Annotated in this window: 16 protein-coding genes; 11 read left to right on the top strand and 5 right to left on the bottom strand. The window is 66.9% G+C overall.

The features are described from left to right. Positions 1–44 precede the first annotated feature (44 nt). Together AOZ06_RS15110 and AOZ06_RS15105 are read left to right on the top strand one after the other, a co-directional pair. Entirely contained in the window at positions 45–788 is a 744-nt protein-coding gene (locus AOZ06_RS15110) for a hypothetical protein (protein WP_054289974.1), read from the top strand. 237 nt (positions 789–1,025) lie between these two features. Beyond that, positions 1,026–2,147, top strand: coding sequence for a M50 family metallopeptidase (locus AOZ06_RS15105; protein WP_054289973.1), 1,122 nt, complete (start codon positions 1,026–1,028; stop codon positions 2,145–2,147). Positions 2,148–2,199: 52 nt separating this feature from the next. On the opposite strand, the gene AOZ06_RS15100 is transcribed toward AOZ06_RS15105, so the two are convergent. Together AOZ06_RS15100 and AOZ06_RS15095 are read right to left on the bottom strand one after the other, a co-directional pair. Further along, positions 2,200–3,696: a CoA-acylating methylmalonate-semialdehyde dehydrogenase gene (locus AOZ06_RS15100; protein ID WP_054289972.1), complete on the bottom strand. Its 1,497-nt coding sequence runs from the start codon at positions 3,694–3,696 to the stop codon at positions 2,200–2,202. Next, the gene (locus AOZ06_RS15095) at positions 3,693–5,009 is read right to left on the bottom strand and encodes an aspartate aminotransferase family protein (RefSeq protein WP_054296662.1); all 1,317 of its coding nucleotides are present in this window, start codon (positions 5,007–5,009) and stop codon (positions 3,693–3,695) included. The genes AOZ06_RS15100 and AOZ06_RS15095 overlap by 4 nt, the downstream gene beginning before the upstream one ends. 111 nt (positions 5,010–5,120) lie before the next feature. On the opposite strand from AOZ06_RS15095, the gene AOZ06_RS15090 reads away from it, so the two are divergent. Both AOZ06_RS15090 and AOZ06_RS15085 read left to right on the top strand, forming a co-directional pair. Then, positions 5,121–6,746, top strand: a complete 1,626-nt coding sequence (locus AOZ06_RS15090; RefSeq protein ID WP_054296661.1) for a PucR family transcriptional regulator — start codon at positions 5,121–5,123, stop codon at positions 6,744–6,746. A 35-nt stretch (positions 6,747–6,781) separates the two neighbouring features. Beyond that, positions 6,782–7,198 carry an SSI family serine proteinase inhibitor gene (locus AOZ06_RS15085; RefSeq protein ID WP_054289971.1) on the top strand — a complete coding sequence of 139 codons (417 nt, stop codon included), beginning with the start codon at positions 6,782–6,784 and terminating at the stop codon, positions 7,196–7,198. 77 nt (positions 7,199–7,275) lie between these two features. On the opposite strand, the gene AOZ06_RS15080 is transcribed toward AOZ06_RS15085, so the two are convergent. Beyond that, the gene (locus tag AOZ06_RS15080) at positions 7,276–8,739 is read right to left on the bottom strand and encodes a S1 family peptidase (protein ID WP_054289970.1); all 1,464 of its coding nucleotides are present in this window, start codon (positions 8,737–8,739) and stop codon (positions 7,276–7,278) included. 239 nt (positions 8,740–8,978) lie between these two features. Between AOZ06_RS15080 and AOZ06_RS15075 the strand changes: the two genes are divergently transcribed. The 4 genes from AOZ06_RS15075 to AOZ06_RS15060 are packed head-to-tail and all read left to right on the top strand — an operon-like array spanning position 8,979 to position 13,721. Continuing rightward, entirely contained in the window at positions 8,979–10,544 is a 1,566-nt protein-coding gene (locus AOZ06_RS15075; protein WP_054289969.1) for an NCS1 family nucleobase:cation symporter-1, read from the top strand. Beyond that, positions 10,495–11,337 (top strand): nitrilase-related carbon-nitrogen hydrolase, encoded by an 843-nt coding sequence (locus AOZ06_RS15070; RefSeq protein WP_157233026.1) that lies wholly within the window; start codon positions 10,495–10,497, stop codon positions 11,335–11,337. The genes AOZ06_RS15075 and AOZ06_RS15070 overlap by 50 nt, the downstream gene beginning before the upstream one ends. Then, entirely contained in the window at positions 11,337–12,722 is a 1,386-nt protein-coding gene (hydA, locus tag AOZ06_RS15065; RefSeq protein ID WP_054289968.1) for a dihydropyrimidinase, read from the top strand. Before AOZ06_RS15070 ends, hydA begins: the two co-directional genes overlap by 1 nt. Before the next feature lie 9 nt (positions 12,723–12,731). Further along, the gene (locus AOZ06_RS15060) at positions 12,732–13,721 is read left to right on the top strand and encodes a TIGR03842 family LLM class F420-dependent oxidoreductase (RefSeq protein WP_054289967.1); all 990 of its coding nucleotides are present in this window, start codon (positions 12,732–12,734) and stop codon (positions 13,719–13,721) included. Positions 13,722–13,776: 55 nt separating this feature from the next. Here the strand turns inward: AOZ06_RS15060 and AOZ06_RS15055 are convergent, their stop codons facing one another. Next, positions 13,777–14,604, bottom strand: coding sequence for a PPK2 family polyphosphate kinase (locus AOZ06_RS15055; protein WP_157233025.1), 828 nt, complete (start codon positions 14,602–14,604; stop codon positions 13,777–13,779). Between the two features lie 129 nt (positions 14,605–14,733). Between AOZ06_RS15055 and rocD the strand changes: the two genes are divergently transcribed. Next, positions 14,734–15,945: an ornithine--oxo-acid transaminase gene (gene rocD, locus AOZ06_RS15050; RefSeq protein ID WP_054289965.1), complete on the top strand. Its 1,212-nt coding sequence runs from the start codon at positions 14,734–14,736 to the stop codon at positions 15,943–15,945. On the opposite strand, the gene AOZ06_RS15045 is transcribed toward rocD, so the two are convergent. After that, positions 15,932–16,564, bottom strand: a complete 633-nt coding sequence (locus AOZ06_RS15045; RefSeq protein WP_157233024.1) for a hypothetical protein — start codon at positions 16,562–16,564, stop codon at positions 15,932–15,934. The two genes, rocD and AOZ06_RS15045, sit on opposite strands and share 14 nt — an antisense overlap. 251 nt (positions 16,565–16,815) lie before the next feature. Here AOZ06_RS15045 and AOZ06_RS15040 point away from each other — a divergent pair, with 251 nt between their 5' ends. Together AOZ06_RS15040 and AOZ06_RS15035 are read left to right on the top strand one after the other, a co-directional pair. Further along, positions 16,816–17,679 (top strand): Scr1 family TA system antitoxin-like transcriptional regulator, encoded by an 864-nt coding sequence (locus AOZ06_RS15040; protein ID WP_083472636.1) that lies wholly within the window; start codon positions 16,816–16,818, stop codon positions 17,677–17,679. Then, complete coding sequence (locus AOZ06_RS15035; RefSeq protein WP_054289963.1) at positions 17,676–17,885, top strand: DUF397 domain-containing protein; 210 nt, start codon at positions 17,676–17,678, stop codon at positions 17,883–17,885. The genes AOZ06_RS15040 and AOZ06_RS15035 overlap by 4 nt, the downstream gene beginning before the upstream one ends. The last annotated feature ends 34 nt before the right edge of the window (positions 17,886–17,919 follow it).

Below are 17,919 nucleotides of genomic sequence, written 5' to 3'. Positions count from 1 at the left end.
TCAGCGGAACGGACATGCTTTGGGGCTCTCAGGAGGGTCGAAGCATGCTGCCAAGGTTCCGGTCACTGCGTAGCGAACTGTCACTGCACAAGAGCCTTGTCTCCCGCTACGCCAAGTTCATCGACGAGCTGCACCCGATGTACCAGGTGCTGTCGTGGGAGCAGATCGCGTACATCGAGAACGCGCAAGGCGACACCCGCGAAGTGGTCACCTTCCGGGCTCGGGTGCTTCGGTCCGATCTCCAGCTGATCCGGCTGGTGTTCGGCTGCGGATGGGATCAGCCGCACCGCTTCCGTCGCAGAGTGCGGATCGCCGTCCGCAACCTGCACGTCGGGAACATGCTCGGAACGAGCATGCAGGTGACGCACTCCTACCTGTGCGACGGGAAGCACGATGTCATCATCCACATGGCCACACCGCCGAAGGTCGGCAGCGAGGTCCGGTTCCTCGTCGTGATGGACTGGCCGAGAAAGTGCGCGCCCCTGATGACGAAAGCCGTATCCGACGATTTCGCGTTCAAGTTCATCCAACAGAATGTCAGCTACGTCAGCTATCGCGTCGTCCTGCCACACGGCTGTGACGCCTACGATGAACCCATCGGCTTCGACGGTTACGAGGAAACTTTCAAGAACCAGCAACTGATCACGACCGATGGGCGCAGAATATACTTCTTCGAGGCGTTCGACCTGCCGATACTACACCGGGCCGGCATACGGCTCGAACTGAAAGGAAAAGATACCCACGCCCTAAGGGCACTGGCCGCGAGTATCTCTTCCCTGACACGCTAGAAAGGCCGAACGTCAGCCATCCGTGCCGTTCTCACCACCGTTTTCCCCACCATTTCCACCGGCACAAACCGACCGACAACAAACAACGCGCAACACAGTAGCCTTTCTCGCAATGATCAACAGCGAAGATTCTTATCAGACCGGGACCGGACAGCCGCGCCGACACGCCGAGTCGTACCAATCGGCAACTCCGTCGGCTGAACGCGCGCTTCACCCCTGACCTGGGACAGTCCTGGCGTGGTCGCATACATCGCCGGGATCGTGCTGTTCGCGCTGTGCGTGTGTCTTTCACTGGCCCTGCACGAGGCTGGGCACATGCTCACCGCGCGCGCCTTCGGGATGAAGGTGCGGCGGTTCTTCGTCGGGATGGGGCCGACGGTGTTCTCGTTCCGCCGCCGGGGTGTCGAGTACGGGCTCAAGGCCGTGCCCATCGGTGGTTTCTGCGACATCTCGGGCATGACCACGCTCGACGAGAACGTCCGCGAAGAGCGCCCGATGTGGAACTTCAAGACCTGGCAGCGGACCGCCGTGATGGCCGCGGGCCCACTCACCCACTTCCTGCTCGGCTTCCTCATCCTGTTCGTGATGGCGGTGAGCCTCGGGCTGCCCAACACCGCGAGCAAGCCGGTGCTCGGGTCGACCGACGGTGGCGCGGCTGCCGCTGCCGGGATCCGCCCTGGTGACGAGATCGTGTCCGTCGCGGGCAAGCCGACGCCGACGTGGCAGGAGATGGTCGGGGTCGTTCGCGCGCAGGCCGGGCCGACGCCGGTCGGGGTCCGGCGGGGCGACGAGGTGCTGACGTTCCAGGTGACAATTCCCCGCGTGCACCGGGAGGGTGTCGGGGAGATCGGGGTCATCGGCGCTTCTGTGCAGACGGCTTTCCAGTACGGCCCGATCGACGCTGTCGGCGCCACCGCCGCGTACACCGGGCAGATGTTCGCGCAGACGTTCGAGCGGTTGATCGAGATGCCGCAACGGATTCCGGGTTTGGTGAGCGCCGTGTTCGGCGGTGAGCGGGAGCACAACTCGCCGGTCAGCGTCGTCGGCGCGAGCCGTCTCGGTGGTGAGGCCGCCGAGGCCGGGCTGTGGTCGGTGTTCTTCCTGTTGCTGGCCGGGCTGAACTTCTTCCTCGGCGTGTTCAACCTGTTGCCGTTGCTGCCCATGGACGGCGGCCACATCGCGGTCACGTGGTACGAGAAGGTCCGCGACAAGATCCGGGGTTTGCGCGGGCGTCCCGCGCTCGGGCCGGTGGACTACACGCGTCTCGCGAACGTGACCATGGCGTTGGTTGTGGTCGGTGGGTTGTTCGTCGCGCTGACGGTCACGGCCGACATCGTCAACCCGATCCGGCTCACCTGAGGCGCGCGTGGTCAGCGACGTTGTCACTGACCACGCAACTGGCCGGATCGTCTCAGATGTTCCTGGGGAAGCCCAGGTTCACGCCGCCGTGCGACGGGTCGAGCCACCTGTTCGTGACCACTTTGGACCGGGTGAAGAAGTGGATCCCGTGCGTGCCGTACGCGTGCGTGTCACCGAACAGCGAGTCCTTCCACCCGCCGAACGAGTAGTAGCCGACCGGCACCGGGATCGGCACGTTCACGCCGACCATGCCGACTTCGACCTCGTTCTGGAACCGCCGCGCCGCACCGCCGTCGTTGGTGAAGATCGCGGTGCCGTTGCCGTACGGGTTGCTGTTCACCAGTTCCAGCGCCTCGTCGTAGGACCGCGCGCGCATCACCGACAGCACCGGCCCGAAGATCTCGTCGGTGTAGATCGACATGTCCGTGCCGACGTTGTCGAACAGGGTCGGGCCGAGCCAGAACCCCTCGGCCGCCCCGTCGACCGGGTGCCCGCGCCCGTCGACAGCCAGTGTGGCGCCCGACGCCACCCCCGCCTCCACATAGGACTCGACGCGGTCGCGGTGCGCGCGGGTCACCAGCGGCCCCATCTCGCACCCCGTGCGCCTGCCGTCACCGATATGCAGTCCTGCCATCCGGGACGAGATCTTCTCGACCAGTTCGTCACCGATCGGGTCGACGGCGACCACGACCGAGATGGCCATGCACCGCTCCCCCGCCGAGCCGAACCCGGCCGACACCGCGGCGTCCGCGGCCAGATCCAGGTCCGCGTCCGGCAGGACGACCATGTGGTTCTTGGCCCCGCCCAACGCCTGCACGCGCTTGCCGTGCTTCGTCCCGGTCTCGTAGACGTACCGGGCGATCGGCGTCGAGCCCACGAAGGAGACGGCTTTCACCGTGCGGTGTTCCAGCAGGCCGTCGACCGCGACCTTGTCGCCGTGCAGCACGTTCAGCACACCGTCGGGCAGGCCGGCCTCGGCCCACAGTTCCGCGATGAACACCGCCGCCGAAGGGTCCTTCTCGGACGGTTTCAGCACAACCGCGTTGCCGCAGGCGATCGCGTTCGGGATGAACCACAACGGCACCATCGCCGGGAAGTTGAACGGCGAGATCACCGCGACGACACCGAGCGGCTGCTGGATGGAGTACACGTCCACCTTCGTGGACACGTTCTCGCTGAAGCCGCCCTTGAGCAGGTGCGGGATGCCGCAGGCGAACTCGACCGCCTCCAGCGCGCGCTGCACCTCGCCCGCGGCGTCGTCGAGCACCTTGCCGTGCTCGGCCGTCACGATCGCGGCGAGGTCGTCCTTGCGTGCCGCGAGCAGTTCGCGGAACTTGAACAACACATTGGAGCGCTTGGCCAGTGACGCGTCGCGCCACGCGGGGAACGCAGCAGCCGCCGCGGCCACCGCCGAGTCCACTTCGGACTGCGACGCGAAGTCGACGCGCCCGCTGACCTTGCCGGTCGCCGGATCGTAGACCTCGCCCGTCCGCTCGGCCACACCGTCCCACGGCTTGCCGTTGATCCAGTGGGTGATCCGCCCGGTCACGCCTTGTTCTCCTTGTCCACGGTCGCGATCGACTCGGTCAGGATGGCGAGGCCCTCCTCGGCCTCGTCCTCGGTCAGCGTCAGCGGCGGCGCCAGCCTGACGACGTTGTTGCGCAGTCCGCCCTTGCCGACCAGCAGCCCGCGTGACTTGGTCTCCTCCAGCAACCGGCTGGCGGCGGCCGGGCTCGGTGAGCGGCCGTCCGGCCCGACCAGCTCGATGCCGATCATCAGGCCCTTGCCGCGCACGTCGGCGACCACCGGGTGCTCACCGGAGACGTCCCGCAGCCCGTTGATCAGCATGCTGCCCAGCTTGGCCGCGTTCGCCTGCAAGTCCTTGTCCAGCAGGTAGTCGAGGGCCGCCTTGGCGCCCGCGGTGGAGATCGGGTTGCCGCCGAACGTGGAGATCGAGTTGGCGGTCAGGCAGTCCATCAGGTCCCCGCGCGCCACGATCCCGCCGATCGCCAGACCGTTGCCCAGCCCCTTGGCGAACGTCATCGCGTCCGGCACGACACCGTGTGCCTGGATACCCCAGAAGTGCTCGCCCGTGCGGCCCCACCCGGTCTGCACCTCGTCGGAGACCAACAGGATGCCGTACTCGTCCAGCACTTCCTTCATCGCGCCGAACAGGCCGTCCGGTGGGACGGTGAACCCGCCGACGCCCTGGATCGGCTCGGCGATCATGCAGGCGACGTCACCGGACGTGGTCACCTCGATGACCTCACGCAGGTCCTCGACGCACGCCGCGATGTAGTCGGCGTCGGAGTACGCGGCGAACGGCCCGCGCAGCCGGTGGCCGCCGTGCACGTAGCTGACCTTCACCGGCGACAGCGAGCTGGCCGACCAGCCGCGGTTGCCCGTGATGCCCATCGCGGCGAAAGTCCTGCCGTGGTAGGAGTTGCGCAGCGCGAGCACCTGGTTGGAGCTGCGGTACTGGGTGGCCAGCAGCAGCGCGGCCTCGTTGGCCTCGGTGCCCGAGTTGGTGAAGAAGACCTTGGCGTCCGGGATGCCCGACAGCTCCGCGATCTTCTCGGCCAGTTCGACCTGTTTGCGGATCAGGTACAGCGTGGACGTGTGCAGCACGCCCGAGTCGACCTGGGCCCGCACCGCGTCGCTGATCTCGGGGATGTCGTAGCCGATGGCGTTGGTCAGGATGCCGGCGAAGAAGTCGAGGTACTCCCTGCCCTGCGAGTCGACGACGCGGCGCCCCTGCCCGCTGACGATCTCGATCGGGTCCGCGTAGTACAGCGAGAGCCACTTCGGCAGCACCGCTCGGTGGCGTTGCAGCAGGTCGTGTTCGGACGCGTGTTCGGGCACCACAAGCCTCCAGGATCCGCGGGTTTCCCTGTGTCGAGTGTCCTGGCGAACCGGCTCACCCTCTACGGACAACCTGTACCGGAAATCACGAGCACGCCTTACATTGTGTTCGTGTACCCGACGGTTGCCGAAGTGCTCGCCCTGCCCGTGATCAGGGAGGGCAAGCCTCGAGTCGTGGCCGCGCACGGCGCGTTGGACCGGCGTGTCCGCTGGGTGCACGTCGCCGAGGTGGCCGATTTGGCGCATCTGCTGCGCGGCGACGAGCTCGTGCTCACCACCGGCATCGCGCTGCCCGACGAACCCGACGGGCTGACCAGGTACGTCGAAGAGCTGGCCGACGTGGGTGTCGCGGGCATCGTGGTCGAGCTGCTGCGGCATTGGAGCGACAGACTCCCACCGGCCTTCGTGGCGGCGGCGGAACACCGTGGCGTGCCGTTGGTGACGTTGTCCGAGGAGACCCGGTTCGTGACCGTGACCGAGGCCGTCGTCGGGCTGATCGTGGACGCCCAGGTCGCGGAGCTGCGAGCGGCCGAGCAGGTGCACGAGACGTTCACGGCGTTGACGGTCGCGGGCGCGGAACCAGCGGAAGTGCTGCGCGAGGTCGCACGGACCGCGGGCCTTCCCGTCGTGCTGGAAACGCTGTCGCACGACGTGCTGGCGTACGACACCGCCGGCGGGAACCCGACGGAACTGCTGCGTGATTGGGCGCGCCGCTCACGCACGGTCCACGTGACCGACCGGACCAGTTACGACGCCGACTCGGGCTGGCTGGTGACGGTGGTCGGCGCACGCGGCAACGACTGGGGCAGGCTCGTCCTGCTGTGTCCGAAAGAGCCGCAGCACCGGCAGGTCGTGGTCGCCGAACGGGCCGCGTCGGCTCTGGCCGTGCACCGGTTGGTCGCGCGTGACCGCGAAAGCCTGGAACGGCACGCGCACCGGACACTGTTGACGGAGATGCTGTCCACACCGGGCGCCGACATCAACGCACGAGCGGCGGCGTTGGGCGTCCCCTTGGAGCACCGGCGACTCGTGGGAGTCGCGGTTCGGCCGCGGACCAGCGTGAACCCGGCACCCGCCATGGCAACCCAGGAAGTTCTGCGGGACCTCGCGGAGGCCACAGCGCTGGCGGCCCGGCGCACGCAGACAGCGGCGTTGGTGGGAGTCGTCGACGACACGAGCGTGCACGCGTTGCTTTCCCTGCCGCCACAAGCCGAGATCGCCAACGTCCTGCGCAAGCTCACCAAGGAGGTGCACCACGCGGTCGGCGCGACCCCGCGCATGGTGCCGGTCGTGATCGCCGTCGGCACGACGGTCGAACGGATCACGAGCGCACGCCGGACGCTCATCGAAGCGGCCCATGTCGCCGACGCGGCCTGGAAATCCACTTCGGATCGGCTGTACCACCGGCTCGAGGACGTACGCCTGCGCGGCCTGCTTCACCTGCTGGCCAACGACGAACGCGTATCGGCCTTCACCGACCGTGAACTGGGCCCGCTGCTCGCCCGCGACGCGGCGCACGGCAGCCGCCTGGTGGACACCCTGCGGCACTACTGCGAACAGGGCGGGAACAAGTCGGCGGCGGCCACGGCGGCGCACATGTCCAGAACCGCGTACTACCAGCAACTTTCGCGGATCGAGCAGGTCCTCGGGGTGTCGCTGGAGGATCCTGAATCGATGCTGTCGCTCTACGTGGCGCTATTGACCCTGGACGTGCAGGCACATCACCCGACCGAGTAACACAGAGTCATGCCCGGCGGGTCGATAGTCGAGGTATGCAGTCTTCCCTCAAACCCCTTGCCGTCGGTGCCTGTGTCTCCGCACTGGCAACCGCGCTGTTGATCGCACCGGCGTCAGCGGCAATCCCCTCGATGCCGACGCTCACGCTGACGGTGCAGGACCAGAACATGCTGATCATCCCGAGCACCAGGACCCTCGGCTGTGACCAGTACCCGGAGACCACTGCGGGAACGCACCCGCGCAGGGAGCAGTCCTGCGGGGAACTCGCGAAGGTGGGCGGCGACTTCAAGAAGCTGCCGACCAACACCGAACCCAAGATCTGCACCATGGAGTTCAACCCGGTCACCGCCCGCGCGACCGGTACCTACAAGGGCAAGCGCGTGGAGTTCAAAGCGGTGTACTCCAACCCGTGCGTGGCGGCCTCCGACAGCAGCGACATCTTCCGCTGGTGACCACGAAGTCCTGAGCCGGAATGGGAACAGGCCCCCGCGCGCAGGGGACGCGGAGGCCTGCCATTCCCCCTCACTCACTAAGGCTTGGAAACGCCCAGCGTGTACGAGCCAGAGCCGCTGTACGCGTGCACGCGGTACCGATAGGTGCCCGCGGTGCCGTTGTAGTTGATGTTCTCCACGTTCTGCGGGCTGTCCGACTTGGCGACGACAGTCCAGGTCGAACCGTTGCGCTTCTCCAGGTACAGGTCGAAGTCCGTACCCGCGGGCGCGTTCAGGCACCCGACGTGCGCACCCGAGGCGTTGGAGGTGTACGACCCACCGTTGGGCTGGTAGGCGCTCTGGTTGGACGTGAGCGAACCGTTGTAGGTGTTCTGCGGGTTCTGGCAGGTGCCGGGTCCAGGCCCGCCACCGCCGGTCACCAGCGTCAACCCGTACGTCTGCAGGATCTCGTTCACCGGCTGGAAGTACGTCGTCCCGCCGGAGCTGCAGTTGCCCGATCCACCCGACGTCACGCCCTGTGCCTGGCTGCCGGCCAGCAGGGAGCCGCCGGAGTCACCGGGTTCCGCGCACACGTTGGTCTGGATCAGACCCGACACCGTCCCCTGCGGATAGCTCACCGAGGAGTTGCGGGCACGGATCGTGCCGCAGTGCCACCCGGTCGTCGAACCGGACCGGCAGACAGTCGCGCCGATGGCGGCGTCTTGCGATCCCGCGACAGCCACCGTGCCGTTCGAGTAGTTGTTCACCAGGCCACGCGGCGTGTTGCCTGCCGCGACCTGGACCCACGCGTAGTCGTTGCCGGGGAAGCTCGAGCCGCGGAACGTGCCGCTCGGCTGGGTGGTCGAGGCCCCCGTCGTCCCGCAGTGCCCGGCGGTCACGAATCCGCCGTTCACCGAGAAGCCGACCGAACACCGGGTTCCGCTCCCGATGTAGTACGCGTTCCCGCCGATGACGTCGATCAACGGCCGCGGCGACTCCTCGCTCGCCTCGACGCGCACAGCCGTCATGTCCGCGCCGCTGGCCGCCGCGAAGCTGTACGCCGCGCGGAAGTCCGACGGCCGGGACTTGACGACAACGCTGTTGCTCGCCGGGTCGACGAACCAGCCGGGCACCGTCTTCGGCGCCGCGGTGGCGTTGGCGTCCAGCTTGGACTTGACCGCGTCCAGCTGTCCTTCGGTACGCCAGACCAGGCGTGCCTGCCCGCCTGCCGCGCGCACGGCGTCGGCGGACTTGGTGTCGGTGACCCCGACGACGAGCTTGCCCTCGTTGATCCACGCACCGCCGAAAGTGGACGGCATGCGCTTGCGCAGCGTGCTCCCGGTGTCGCTCGCGGTCTTGTCCGCGGCGAGCCGGGCCCTGGCGGCGTCGGGGTTGAGTCCCGTGTCGCGTTGCAGGGCGGTGAGCACTTCAGGAGCGAGGTCCGAGGCCGTGGCGGTGGCCGGGACCGGGGCGGCGTCCGCGGTGCCGGACAGGGTGGCGATCGCCATCAACGCGACCGTCACCACAGCGGCCCGGGACGCACTGGGTAAGTGGTGGGACATGCCGGTATCTCCTTCACGATGCAGGGTTTGGGATACGGCGGGCCTCAACGTAACCAGGCTGATCAGGACAACCGAGACGGTTCTGCCCATAAGGGTGGCTGATGACGCAGCGGTCGAAAGATCAGAACGCAACATACATACTGTTCAGCGTATGGTCCAACGGCGCACACAGTGCCTCTGCCGCCGTCAAAGCGACCACGATGAGATGCCCGGATACCGCCGACGCGGGGAGGGACTTGATGGCCGGATCGCCCCACTTAACCCATCCCGACGGCCGCGTGGACCTGATCGATTCGTCAGGCATCGCGGCCAGCCGCTTCTACAACCCGGAACTCGCGCCCGTGCCCGTCGAGAAGAGGCACTGGTCGACGTACAACTACTTCGCGCTGTGGATGGGCATGGCCCACAACATCCCCAGCTACACGCTCGCGGCCTCGCTGATCGCGCTCGGCATGGACTGGGTGCAGGCCTTCCTGACGATCACGCTCGGCAACCTGATCGTGCTGATCCCGATGCTGCTCAACAGCCATTCGGGGACCAAGTACGGCATCCCGTTCCCCGTGTTCGCCCGCGCCTTCTACGGGGTGCGCGGCGCGAACCTCGCTGCGCTGCTGCGGGCGTTCATCGCGTGCGCGTGGTTCGGCATCCAGACCTGGGTCGGCGGTGAGGCGCTGTTCGTCATCGTCGGCAAGCTCGCGGGCGGCGGCTGGATCAACGCCGGGCAGGTCGGCGGCCAGCCGTGGACCCTGTGGCTGTGCTTCGCGCTGTTCTGGGTCGCGCAGATGCTGATCATCTGGCGGGGCATGGAGGCGATCCGCCGGTTCGAGAACTGGACCGCGCCGCTGGTGTCGGTCGGGTTCCTGATCCTGCTGGCGTACGTGGTGATCAAGGCGGGCGGGTTCGGCCCGATCCTCTCGGAGCCGTCCAAGCTGGGCTGGGGCAGCGACTTCTGGCAGGTGTTCGCGCCGGCGCTGATGGGGATGATCGCGTTCTGGTCGACGCTGTCGCTGAACATGCCGGACTTCACCCGGTTCGGCGGCAGCCAGAAAAAGCAGGTCACCGGCCAGATCCTCGGCCTGCCGACGACGATGTCGTTCATCGCGATCGTGGCCATCCTGACCACGTCCGGCGCGATGTCGCTCTACGGCGAGGCGATCTGGGACCCGGCGAAGCTGGCGAGCCGGTTCGACAGCCCCGTTCTCGTCGTCATCGCGTTGATCGCGCTGGTTCTGGCGACCGTGTCGGCCAACCTCGCGGCCAATGTGGTCAGTCCGTCGTACGACTTCTCCAACGCGTTCCCGAAGAAGATCACGTTCGCGATGGGCGGCCTGATCACCGGCGTGATCGGCGTCCTGATCCAGCCGTGGCGGCTGATCTCCGACCCGGGCATCTACATCTTCGCCTGGCTGGGCTTCTACGGCGGGCTGCTCGCCGCGATCGCCGGTGTGTTCGTCGCGGGTTACTGGACGCTGGCCAAGACGCGGTTGAACCTGGCGGACCTGTACAAGGACGGTGAAGGCGCGTACTGGTTCAACGGCGGCTGGAACTGGCGCGCGGTGTTCGCGACGCTGCTCGCCGGTGTGCTGGCCGTCGGTGGCGCGTACGGCGGGCCGTTCCCCGCGGACGGCCTGATCCCGTTCCTCAAACCGCTCTACGACTACAGCTGGATCGTCGGCGCCGTCGTCGGCTATGTGGTCTATCTGGTGCTTTCATGGAGTTCCACGCAGCACACCAAGGACATCGAGGAGGACGCAAGTGCCGCAGATCGTTCGAGCCGGGTTGGTCCAGCAGCGGTGGACGGGTGACAAGGAGTCGATGATCGCGGCCGCGGTGGACCACATCGCGACCGCGGCCTCGCAGGGCGCGCAGGTGGTCTGCCTGCAGGAGCTTTTCTACGGCCCGTACTTCTGCCAGGTGCAGGACGCGGACTACTACTCCTACACCGAGCGGATCCCCGACGGCCCGACCACCAAGCTGATGCAGGAGGTCGCGCGCAACCACGGAGTCGTGCTCGTCGTACCGATGTACGAGGAGGAGCAGCCCGGCGTCTACTTCAACACCGCCGCGGTGATCGACGCCGACGGCACGTACCTCGGCATGCACCGCAAGAACCACATCCCGCAGGTGAAGGGCTTCTGGGAGAAGTTCTACTTCCGGCCCGGCAACCTCGGCTACCCGGTGTTCGACACCGCGGTCGGCCGGATCGGCGTGTACATCTGCTACGAGCGGCACTTCCCCGAGGGCTGGCGGGCGCTGGGCCTGGCGGGCGCGCAGATCGTGTTCAACCCGTCGGCGACCAGCCGCGGCCTGTCGGAGTACCTGTGGCGCCTCGAACAGCCGGCGGCGGCTGTGGCCAACGAGTACTACGTCGGCACGATCAACCGTGTCGGTGTGGAACCGCTGGGTGACAACGACTTCTACGGCCAGTCTTACTTCGTGGACCCGCGCGGGCAGCTCGTCGGGGAGGCGGCGTCGGACACCGAGGAGGAAGTGGTCGTCCGGGATCTGGACATGGACCGGCTCGCCGAGGTCCGTGACCTGTGGCAGTTCTACCGCGACCGCAGGCCGGACACCTACGAGGGCCTGGTGAAGCCCTGATGCGGACCCTGATCAAGGGCGGGACCGTGCTCAGCGCGACGGGCGCGGTGCTCGCCGACGTCCTCGTCGACGGTGAGACGGTCGCCGCGCTGTCGGCGCCGGGCATCGAGTGGCAGGCCGGCAAGGTGATCGACGCGACCGGCAAGTACGTGCTGCCGGGCGGGATCGACGCGCACACGCACATGGAGATGCCGTTCGGCGGGACGTCGTCCAACGACACGTTCGAGACCGGCACGACCGCGGCCGCGTGGGGCGGCACGACCACGATCATCGACTTCGCCGTGCAGGCGAAGGGAACCACCTTGCAGTCCACTCTGGACAAGTGGCACAGCAAGGCCGACGGCAACTGCGCGATCGACTACGGGTTCCACATGATCGTGTCGGACGTCAACGACACGTCGCTCAAGGAGATGCAGACCTGCATCGACCAGGGTGTGAACAGCTTCAAGATGTTCATGGCCTACCCGGGCGTGTTCTACGCGACCGACGGCGAGATCCTGCGGGCGATGCAGCGCGCCGAGAACACCGGCGGCCTGATCATGATGCACGCCGAGAACGGCATCGCGATCGACGAGCTCGTGGCGCAGGCGTTGCGGGAAGGCAGGACCGACCCGGTCCAGCACGGGCTGACGCGTCCCTCGGCGCTGGAGGGCGAGGCGACGTCACGCGCGATCACGCTGGCCAAGGTCACCGGCGCACCGCTGTACATCGTGCACCTGTCGGCCGCCGAAGCGCTCGAAGCCGTGGCGAACGCACGCAATACGGGCCAGAACGTGTTCGCCGAGACATGCCCGCAGTACCTGTACCTGTCCATCGAGGACTTGGCGAAGCCGGGCTTCGAAGGATCGAAGTACGTGGCCTCTCCCCCGCTGCGCCCCAAGGAGCACCAGGCGTCGCTGTGGAACGGGTTGCGCACCAACGACCTCTCGGTGGTGTCGACCGACCACTGCCCGTTCTGCTTCAACGAGCAGAAGGAGCTCGGCCGCGGCGACTTCTCCAAGATCCCCAACGGGATCCCCGGTGTCGAGCACCGGATGGACCTGCTGCACCAAGGGGTGGTCGCCGGGGAGCTCTCGCTGGCCCGGTGGGTCGAGATCACGTCGACGACACCTGCCCGGATGTTCGGCCTGTACCCGCGCAAGGGAACGATTTCCCCCGGCTCGGACGCGGACATCGTGGTGTACGACCCGGCGGCGAAGCAGACGTTGTCGGTGGAGACACACCACATGAACGTCGACTACTCGGCGTACGAGGGCATGGAGATCACTGGCAAGGTGGACACCGTGCTGTCCCGTGGCCGGGTTGTCGTGGCGGGCAACGCGTTCCACGGCTCGGCCGGGCACGGCCAGTTCCTGTCCCGTGACCTGTGCCAGTACCTGAACTAGGAGTTCTGGATGGACATCGGCGTCGTACTGCAGACCGATCCGCCCGCGACGGAGGTCGTGCGGCTGATGAAGGCCGCCGACGAGCGGGGCTTCACCTACGGGTGGACGTTCGACTCGGTGGTGCTGTGGCAGGAGCCGTTCGTGATCTACTCGCAGATCCTGGCCGCGACGCAGCACCTGACCGTCGGCCCGATGGTGACCAATCCGTCCACACGCGACTGGTCGGTGACGGCGTCGTTGTTCGCGACGTTGAACGACATGTTCGGCAACCGGACGGTGTGCGGGATCGGCCGCGGCGACTCGGCCAGGCGGGTGATCGGCCAGAAACCGGCGACGCTGGCGACACTGCGCGACGCGATGCACGTGATCAAGGAGCTCGCCGAGGGCCGCGAGGTCGAGCACCACGGCACGCCCGTGCGCATCCCCTGGGTGCGTGCGGGCAAGCTCGGCATGTGGATGGCCGCGTACGGCCCGAAAGCGCTGCGACTGGTCGGTGAGCAGGCCGACGGGTTCATCCTGCAGACCGCCGACCCGGCCATCACCCGGTGGACGATCGGCGCGGTGCGGGAAGCGGCGGTGGCGGCGGGGCGGGATCCGTCCGAGATCACCATGTGCGTCGCGGCCCCGGCCTATGTCGGCGACGACGTGGCGCACCAACGGGACCAGTTGCGGTGGTTCGGCGGCATGGTCGGCAACCACGTGGCGGACCTGGTGGAGCGCTACGGGGATTCCGGGCCGGTGCCACGGGAGCTGACCGACTACATCAAGGGCCGCAAGGACTACGACTACGCCCACCACGGCAAGGCAGGCAACCCGTCGACCGACTTCGTGCCCGACGGGATCGTCGACCGCTTCTGCCTGGTCGGCCCCGAGTCGGCGCACATCGAGCGGTTGCGGGAGCTCAAGGAGCTCGGCGTCGACCAGTTCTCGCTGTACCTGATGCACGACCAGCGCGACGAGACGCTCAACGCCTACAGCAAAATCATCGAAAACCTCTGAAAAACCCTCGTGAGTGTTTAGTCCGGTTCTAACCGGACTAAACACTCACGAGGGTTCAGTTGGCTGCTTTGACGCGCTTGAGTTCTTCCTCCACGTCGAACGACGGCTCGGGGTACTGCGGGTCCATGCTTTCCAGCGTCTCCAGCAACAGCTGCGAGACCGCCCAGTTGCGGTACCACTTGTGGTCGGACGGGACGACGAACCACGGCGCGGTGTCGGTGTCGCACCGTGTCAGCGCGTCGGCGTACGCGTCCTGGTAGTCGTCCCACTTGGACCGCGCGTCGAGGTCCGCCGGGTTGTACTTCCAGTGCTTCTCCGGCCGCTCCAGCCGGGCGATCAGCCGCTTGCGCTGCTCCTCGCGGGAGATGTTCAGGAAGCACTTGATCAGCACGACGCCGCTGTCGGCCAGTTCCTGCTCGAAGGCGTTGATCAGGTCGTACCGCTTCTCCACCTCGTCCGGTTCGACCAGGCTGTCGACCTTGGCGATGAGGACGTCCTCGTAGTGCGAGCGGTCGAACACGCCGATCATGCCCGGGGTGGGCAGGGCACGGCGGACGCGCCAGAGGAAGTCGTGCTTCAACTCCGTGCGGGTCGGTTTCTTGAACGACTTGATGTGCAGGCCCTGCGGGTTGACCAGGCCGCAGGCGTGCCGGATCGTGCCGCCCTTGCCCGAGGTGTCCATGCCCTGCAGGACGAGCAGGACGCTCTGCGAGGCGCTCGCGTAGAGCGCTTCCTGCAGCTGGTCGAGCCGGTCGGCGGTGGCCTGCAGTTGTTTCGCCGCGTTCGACTTCGACGTCGGCCCGACCGGGAAGTCGCCCGGTTTGACGGCGTTCTTCTTGCCGTCCCGGAACCGAAGCGCGTCCCGCACACGTCCCATACCCATCGGGCGAGAATATCGAATCCGGCACCGGAACAATGATCGAACGCGAAAACCGCGAATCACGCAACGAACCACCGCTGCAAGCAACAGCCAGCGGATGAAATCGCCGTCAACAGGGCTTAGCCTGTCGATATGACTGTGGACGCCGCCACCACCCGTGACTACATCGCCCTCGACGAACGCTGGAGCACGCACAACTACCACCCGCTGCCCGTGGTGCTCGCCGAGGGCGAGGGCGCGTGGATGACCGATGTGGACGGTCGGCGCTACCTCGACTTCCTCGCCGGGTACTCCGCGCTGAACTTCGGCCACCGGCACCCCGGCCTGGTCGCAGCCGCCAAGGCCCAGCTCGACCGGCTGACGCTGACCAGCCGGGCGTTCCACCACGACCAGTTCGGACTGTTCTGCCGCGAACTGGCCGAGCTGACCGGCACCGAGATGGTGCTGCCCGCCAACTCGGGCGCGGAAGCGGTCGAGTCCGCGGTGAAGATCGCCCGCAAGTGGGCATACCAGGTCAAGGGAGTGCCGGACGGCGCCGCGGAGATCGTCGTGGCGGGCGCGAACTTCCACGGCCGCACCACGACGATCATCTCGTTCTCCACCGACGCGGACGCCCGCAACGACTTCGGCCCCTTCACGCCGGGCTTCAAAACCGTGCCGTACGGCGACATCGACGCACTGCGCTCGGCGATCACCGGCAACTCGGCGGCGGTGCTGCTCGAGCCGATCCAGGGCGAAGCGGGCGTGGTCGTGCCGCCGAAGGGCTACCTGGCCGAGGTCCGCCAGATCTGCGACGACACCGACACCCTGTTCATCGCCGACGAGGTCCAGTCCGGCCTGGCCAGGACCGGCGCGATGCTGGCGCTGGACCACGAAGGCATCCGCGCCGACCTGTACACCCTCGGCAAGGCGCTGGGCGGCGGGATCATGCCGGTGTCGGCGGTGGTCGGCCGCGCCGACGTCCTCGGCAGGCTCAAGCCAGGCGAGCACGGCTCCACGTTCGGCGGCAACCCACTGGCGTGCGCGGTCGGCCGCGCGGTGGTCAAGCTGCTCGCCACCGGCGAATTCCAGGAGCGGTCCCGCGAGCTGGGCGCGTACCTGCACTCACGTCTGGGTGAACTGGACGGCGTGGCCGAGGTCCGCGGCCGAGGTTTGTGGGCGGGCGTGCAGATCGCCGAGGGCGGCCCGACCGGGCGTCAGGCCTCCGAGGCGCTGATGGCGCGTGGCGTGCTGTGCAAGGAGACGCAGGAGATGACCCTCCGGGTCGCGCCGCCGCTGGTGATCACCCGTGAGGAGATCGACTTCGGCGTCGACGCGATCGCCGAGGTGCTCACAGCCCCGTGACAGTCCGACGGCGCAGCAAGCGGATCCATGCCTGGGTCATGGTCTCCTTGTTGGTGATGTCAGCGAGCCGGTAGGTCTTGGCCCGGCTCCGCTCGCTGTGCCGGATGACTTCGTCGTAGAACCACGCCGACCCGACAACCGCGAGCACGGCCGACGAACTCGCGAACGCTCTCCTGACCTCGTCCGCGTCCAGCAGCCGGAACGTGTGCGTGATGGCCGACCCGGTCACGCCGTGCTCGTCGTAGTTGATCTCGCCCGCGTGCAACGCCAGCCGCAGGCGGATCTTCTCCTCGACCGGGTGCGTCCGGTTGTGCTCGATCAGCGCGGCGAGCAGGTGGTTGGGCAGGCGGTCCACGAAGAGCGCCTTCTGCACGTCCGCGGGCGCGAGGACGAGAATCCCGTCGCCCCGGTCCTCGCTGCGGCAGGCGTCCCACGCGATACCCGCCAGCCGGAACGCCTCTTCCATGGCGCGGTACATCCCGCGCCGTACTCGCACTTGGTTGATGTTGTTGCGGTTGCGCTCGCCGAATCCAGCGACGTCCACCGCCACGACCGTGCGGTGCGCGGTGACCAGGGTGCTCTGTTCCGCGCCCGCCGGGGCGCCGTCACGTGCCGACATCATCGCTCCTCCCCGGATGACGTTGATGTACGTCGAGCGCGACGACGGGGTCGGCGATGGGGTTCCGGTCTTGAGATTGTCATCGCGTAACGACTCACCAAAGACTGTGGCAGACACGTCTCGATACCTCTAGATTGCCCCGGTATATCGTTCGGTTACTGTAACCTGGACGAACTCCGGGCGTCCCGCTCACCACACCAGGACGCTGCCGTGGTGAACAACCGGACACGACAACCGTGAAGGAGTATCCCGTGCCGCAACCGGTCTCGCCCGTCGTGGCGCGCTGGGAACTCGCCCTCCGGTTGCGCAAGCGCCGCGAGCAAGTGGGCATCGACGTCAGGAAGATCACCCAGGTACTCGGCTTCACGCGCAATTACTGGTCCGCCGTCGAGAACGAGCGGAAAATCCTGTCCGAGGACAGCCTTATCCAGATCATCGACCTTTTCGAGTTCGGCAAGGACGATCGAGCCGAACTGCTCGAACTGCGGGAAGCGGCCAAAGAACACGGTTGGTGGAGCCGTTATTCCGCGATTCTTGACGACGATCTGCAACGGCTTTTCGGATTGGAGCACGGCGCCCACAGCGTCAGGGGGTACGAAAGCCTTCTCATTCCAGGACTTCTGCAGACCGCTGAATACGCGACCGCGCTGATGACCCCCGACGTCAATCTGCGGCAGGTCGAAGTGGCGCAGCGAGTCGAGTCACGCATGCGCAGACAAGACCGCCTGACCGGCGAGAACCCGTTGCGTATGACTCAGCTCGTCAGCGAGGCCGCGCTGCGGCAGGAGATCGGCGGACCCGCCGTCCTCGGCCGCCAGCTCGACCATGTCATCACGATGGTCGAGCGGTATCCGGATACCATCGATTTCCGGGTCATCCCGTTCCAGGCACAGTCCTGCGGCCTTTTCGGCGCAGCGACCGTCCATCTCATTGACTTCGAGAATCCACGACTGCCCACCTTGATCTGGCAGGAAACGGTGACGTCGTGGGGAATAATCGACGACCAAACCAGCGTCCTCAATATTTCCGGCACGTTCCGCGACGGCATGCGACGAGCTCTGAGCAGTGCGGATTCTCTGAAGTTGCTCCAAAACCGCATCAAGGAGCTAGTTTGACGCACAACAACGTCCGCACCTACGACGAGGCTGGGGAAGGCTGGTACAAGAGCAGCTTCAGCAACTCGGCTGGGGGATCCTGCGTCGAGGTGAAGCGCGACCAGGGCCAGTTCTTCGTGCGGGACAGCAAGGACAAGCGCGCTGACCAGCCGATCATCGGCGTGGGGTCGGCGAGCTGGGCTGCGTTCCTCAGCACGCTGTCCTGAGCGGATGGCTCTCGGAGCTGTCCGGGAGCCACCT

The sequence above is a fragment of the Kibdelosporangium phytohabitans genome, assembly GCF_001302585.1.
GTDB classification, from domain to species: domain Bacteria; phylum Actinomycetota; class Actinomycetes; order Mycobacteriales; family Pseudonocardiaceae; genus Kibdelosporangium; species Kibdelosporangium phytohabitans.
The sequence above is the reverse complement of the archived record's forward strand: the minus strand, read 5'-3'. Positions and strand labels throughout refer to the sequence as shown.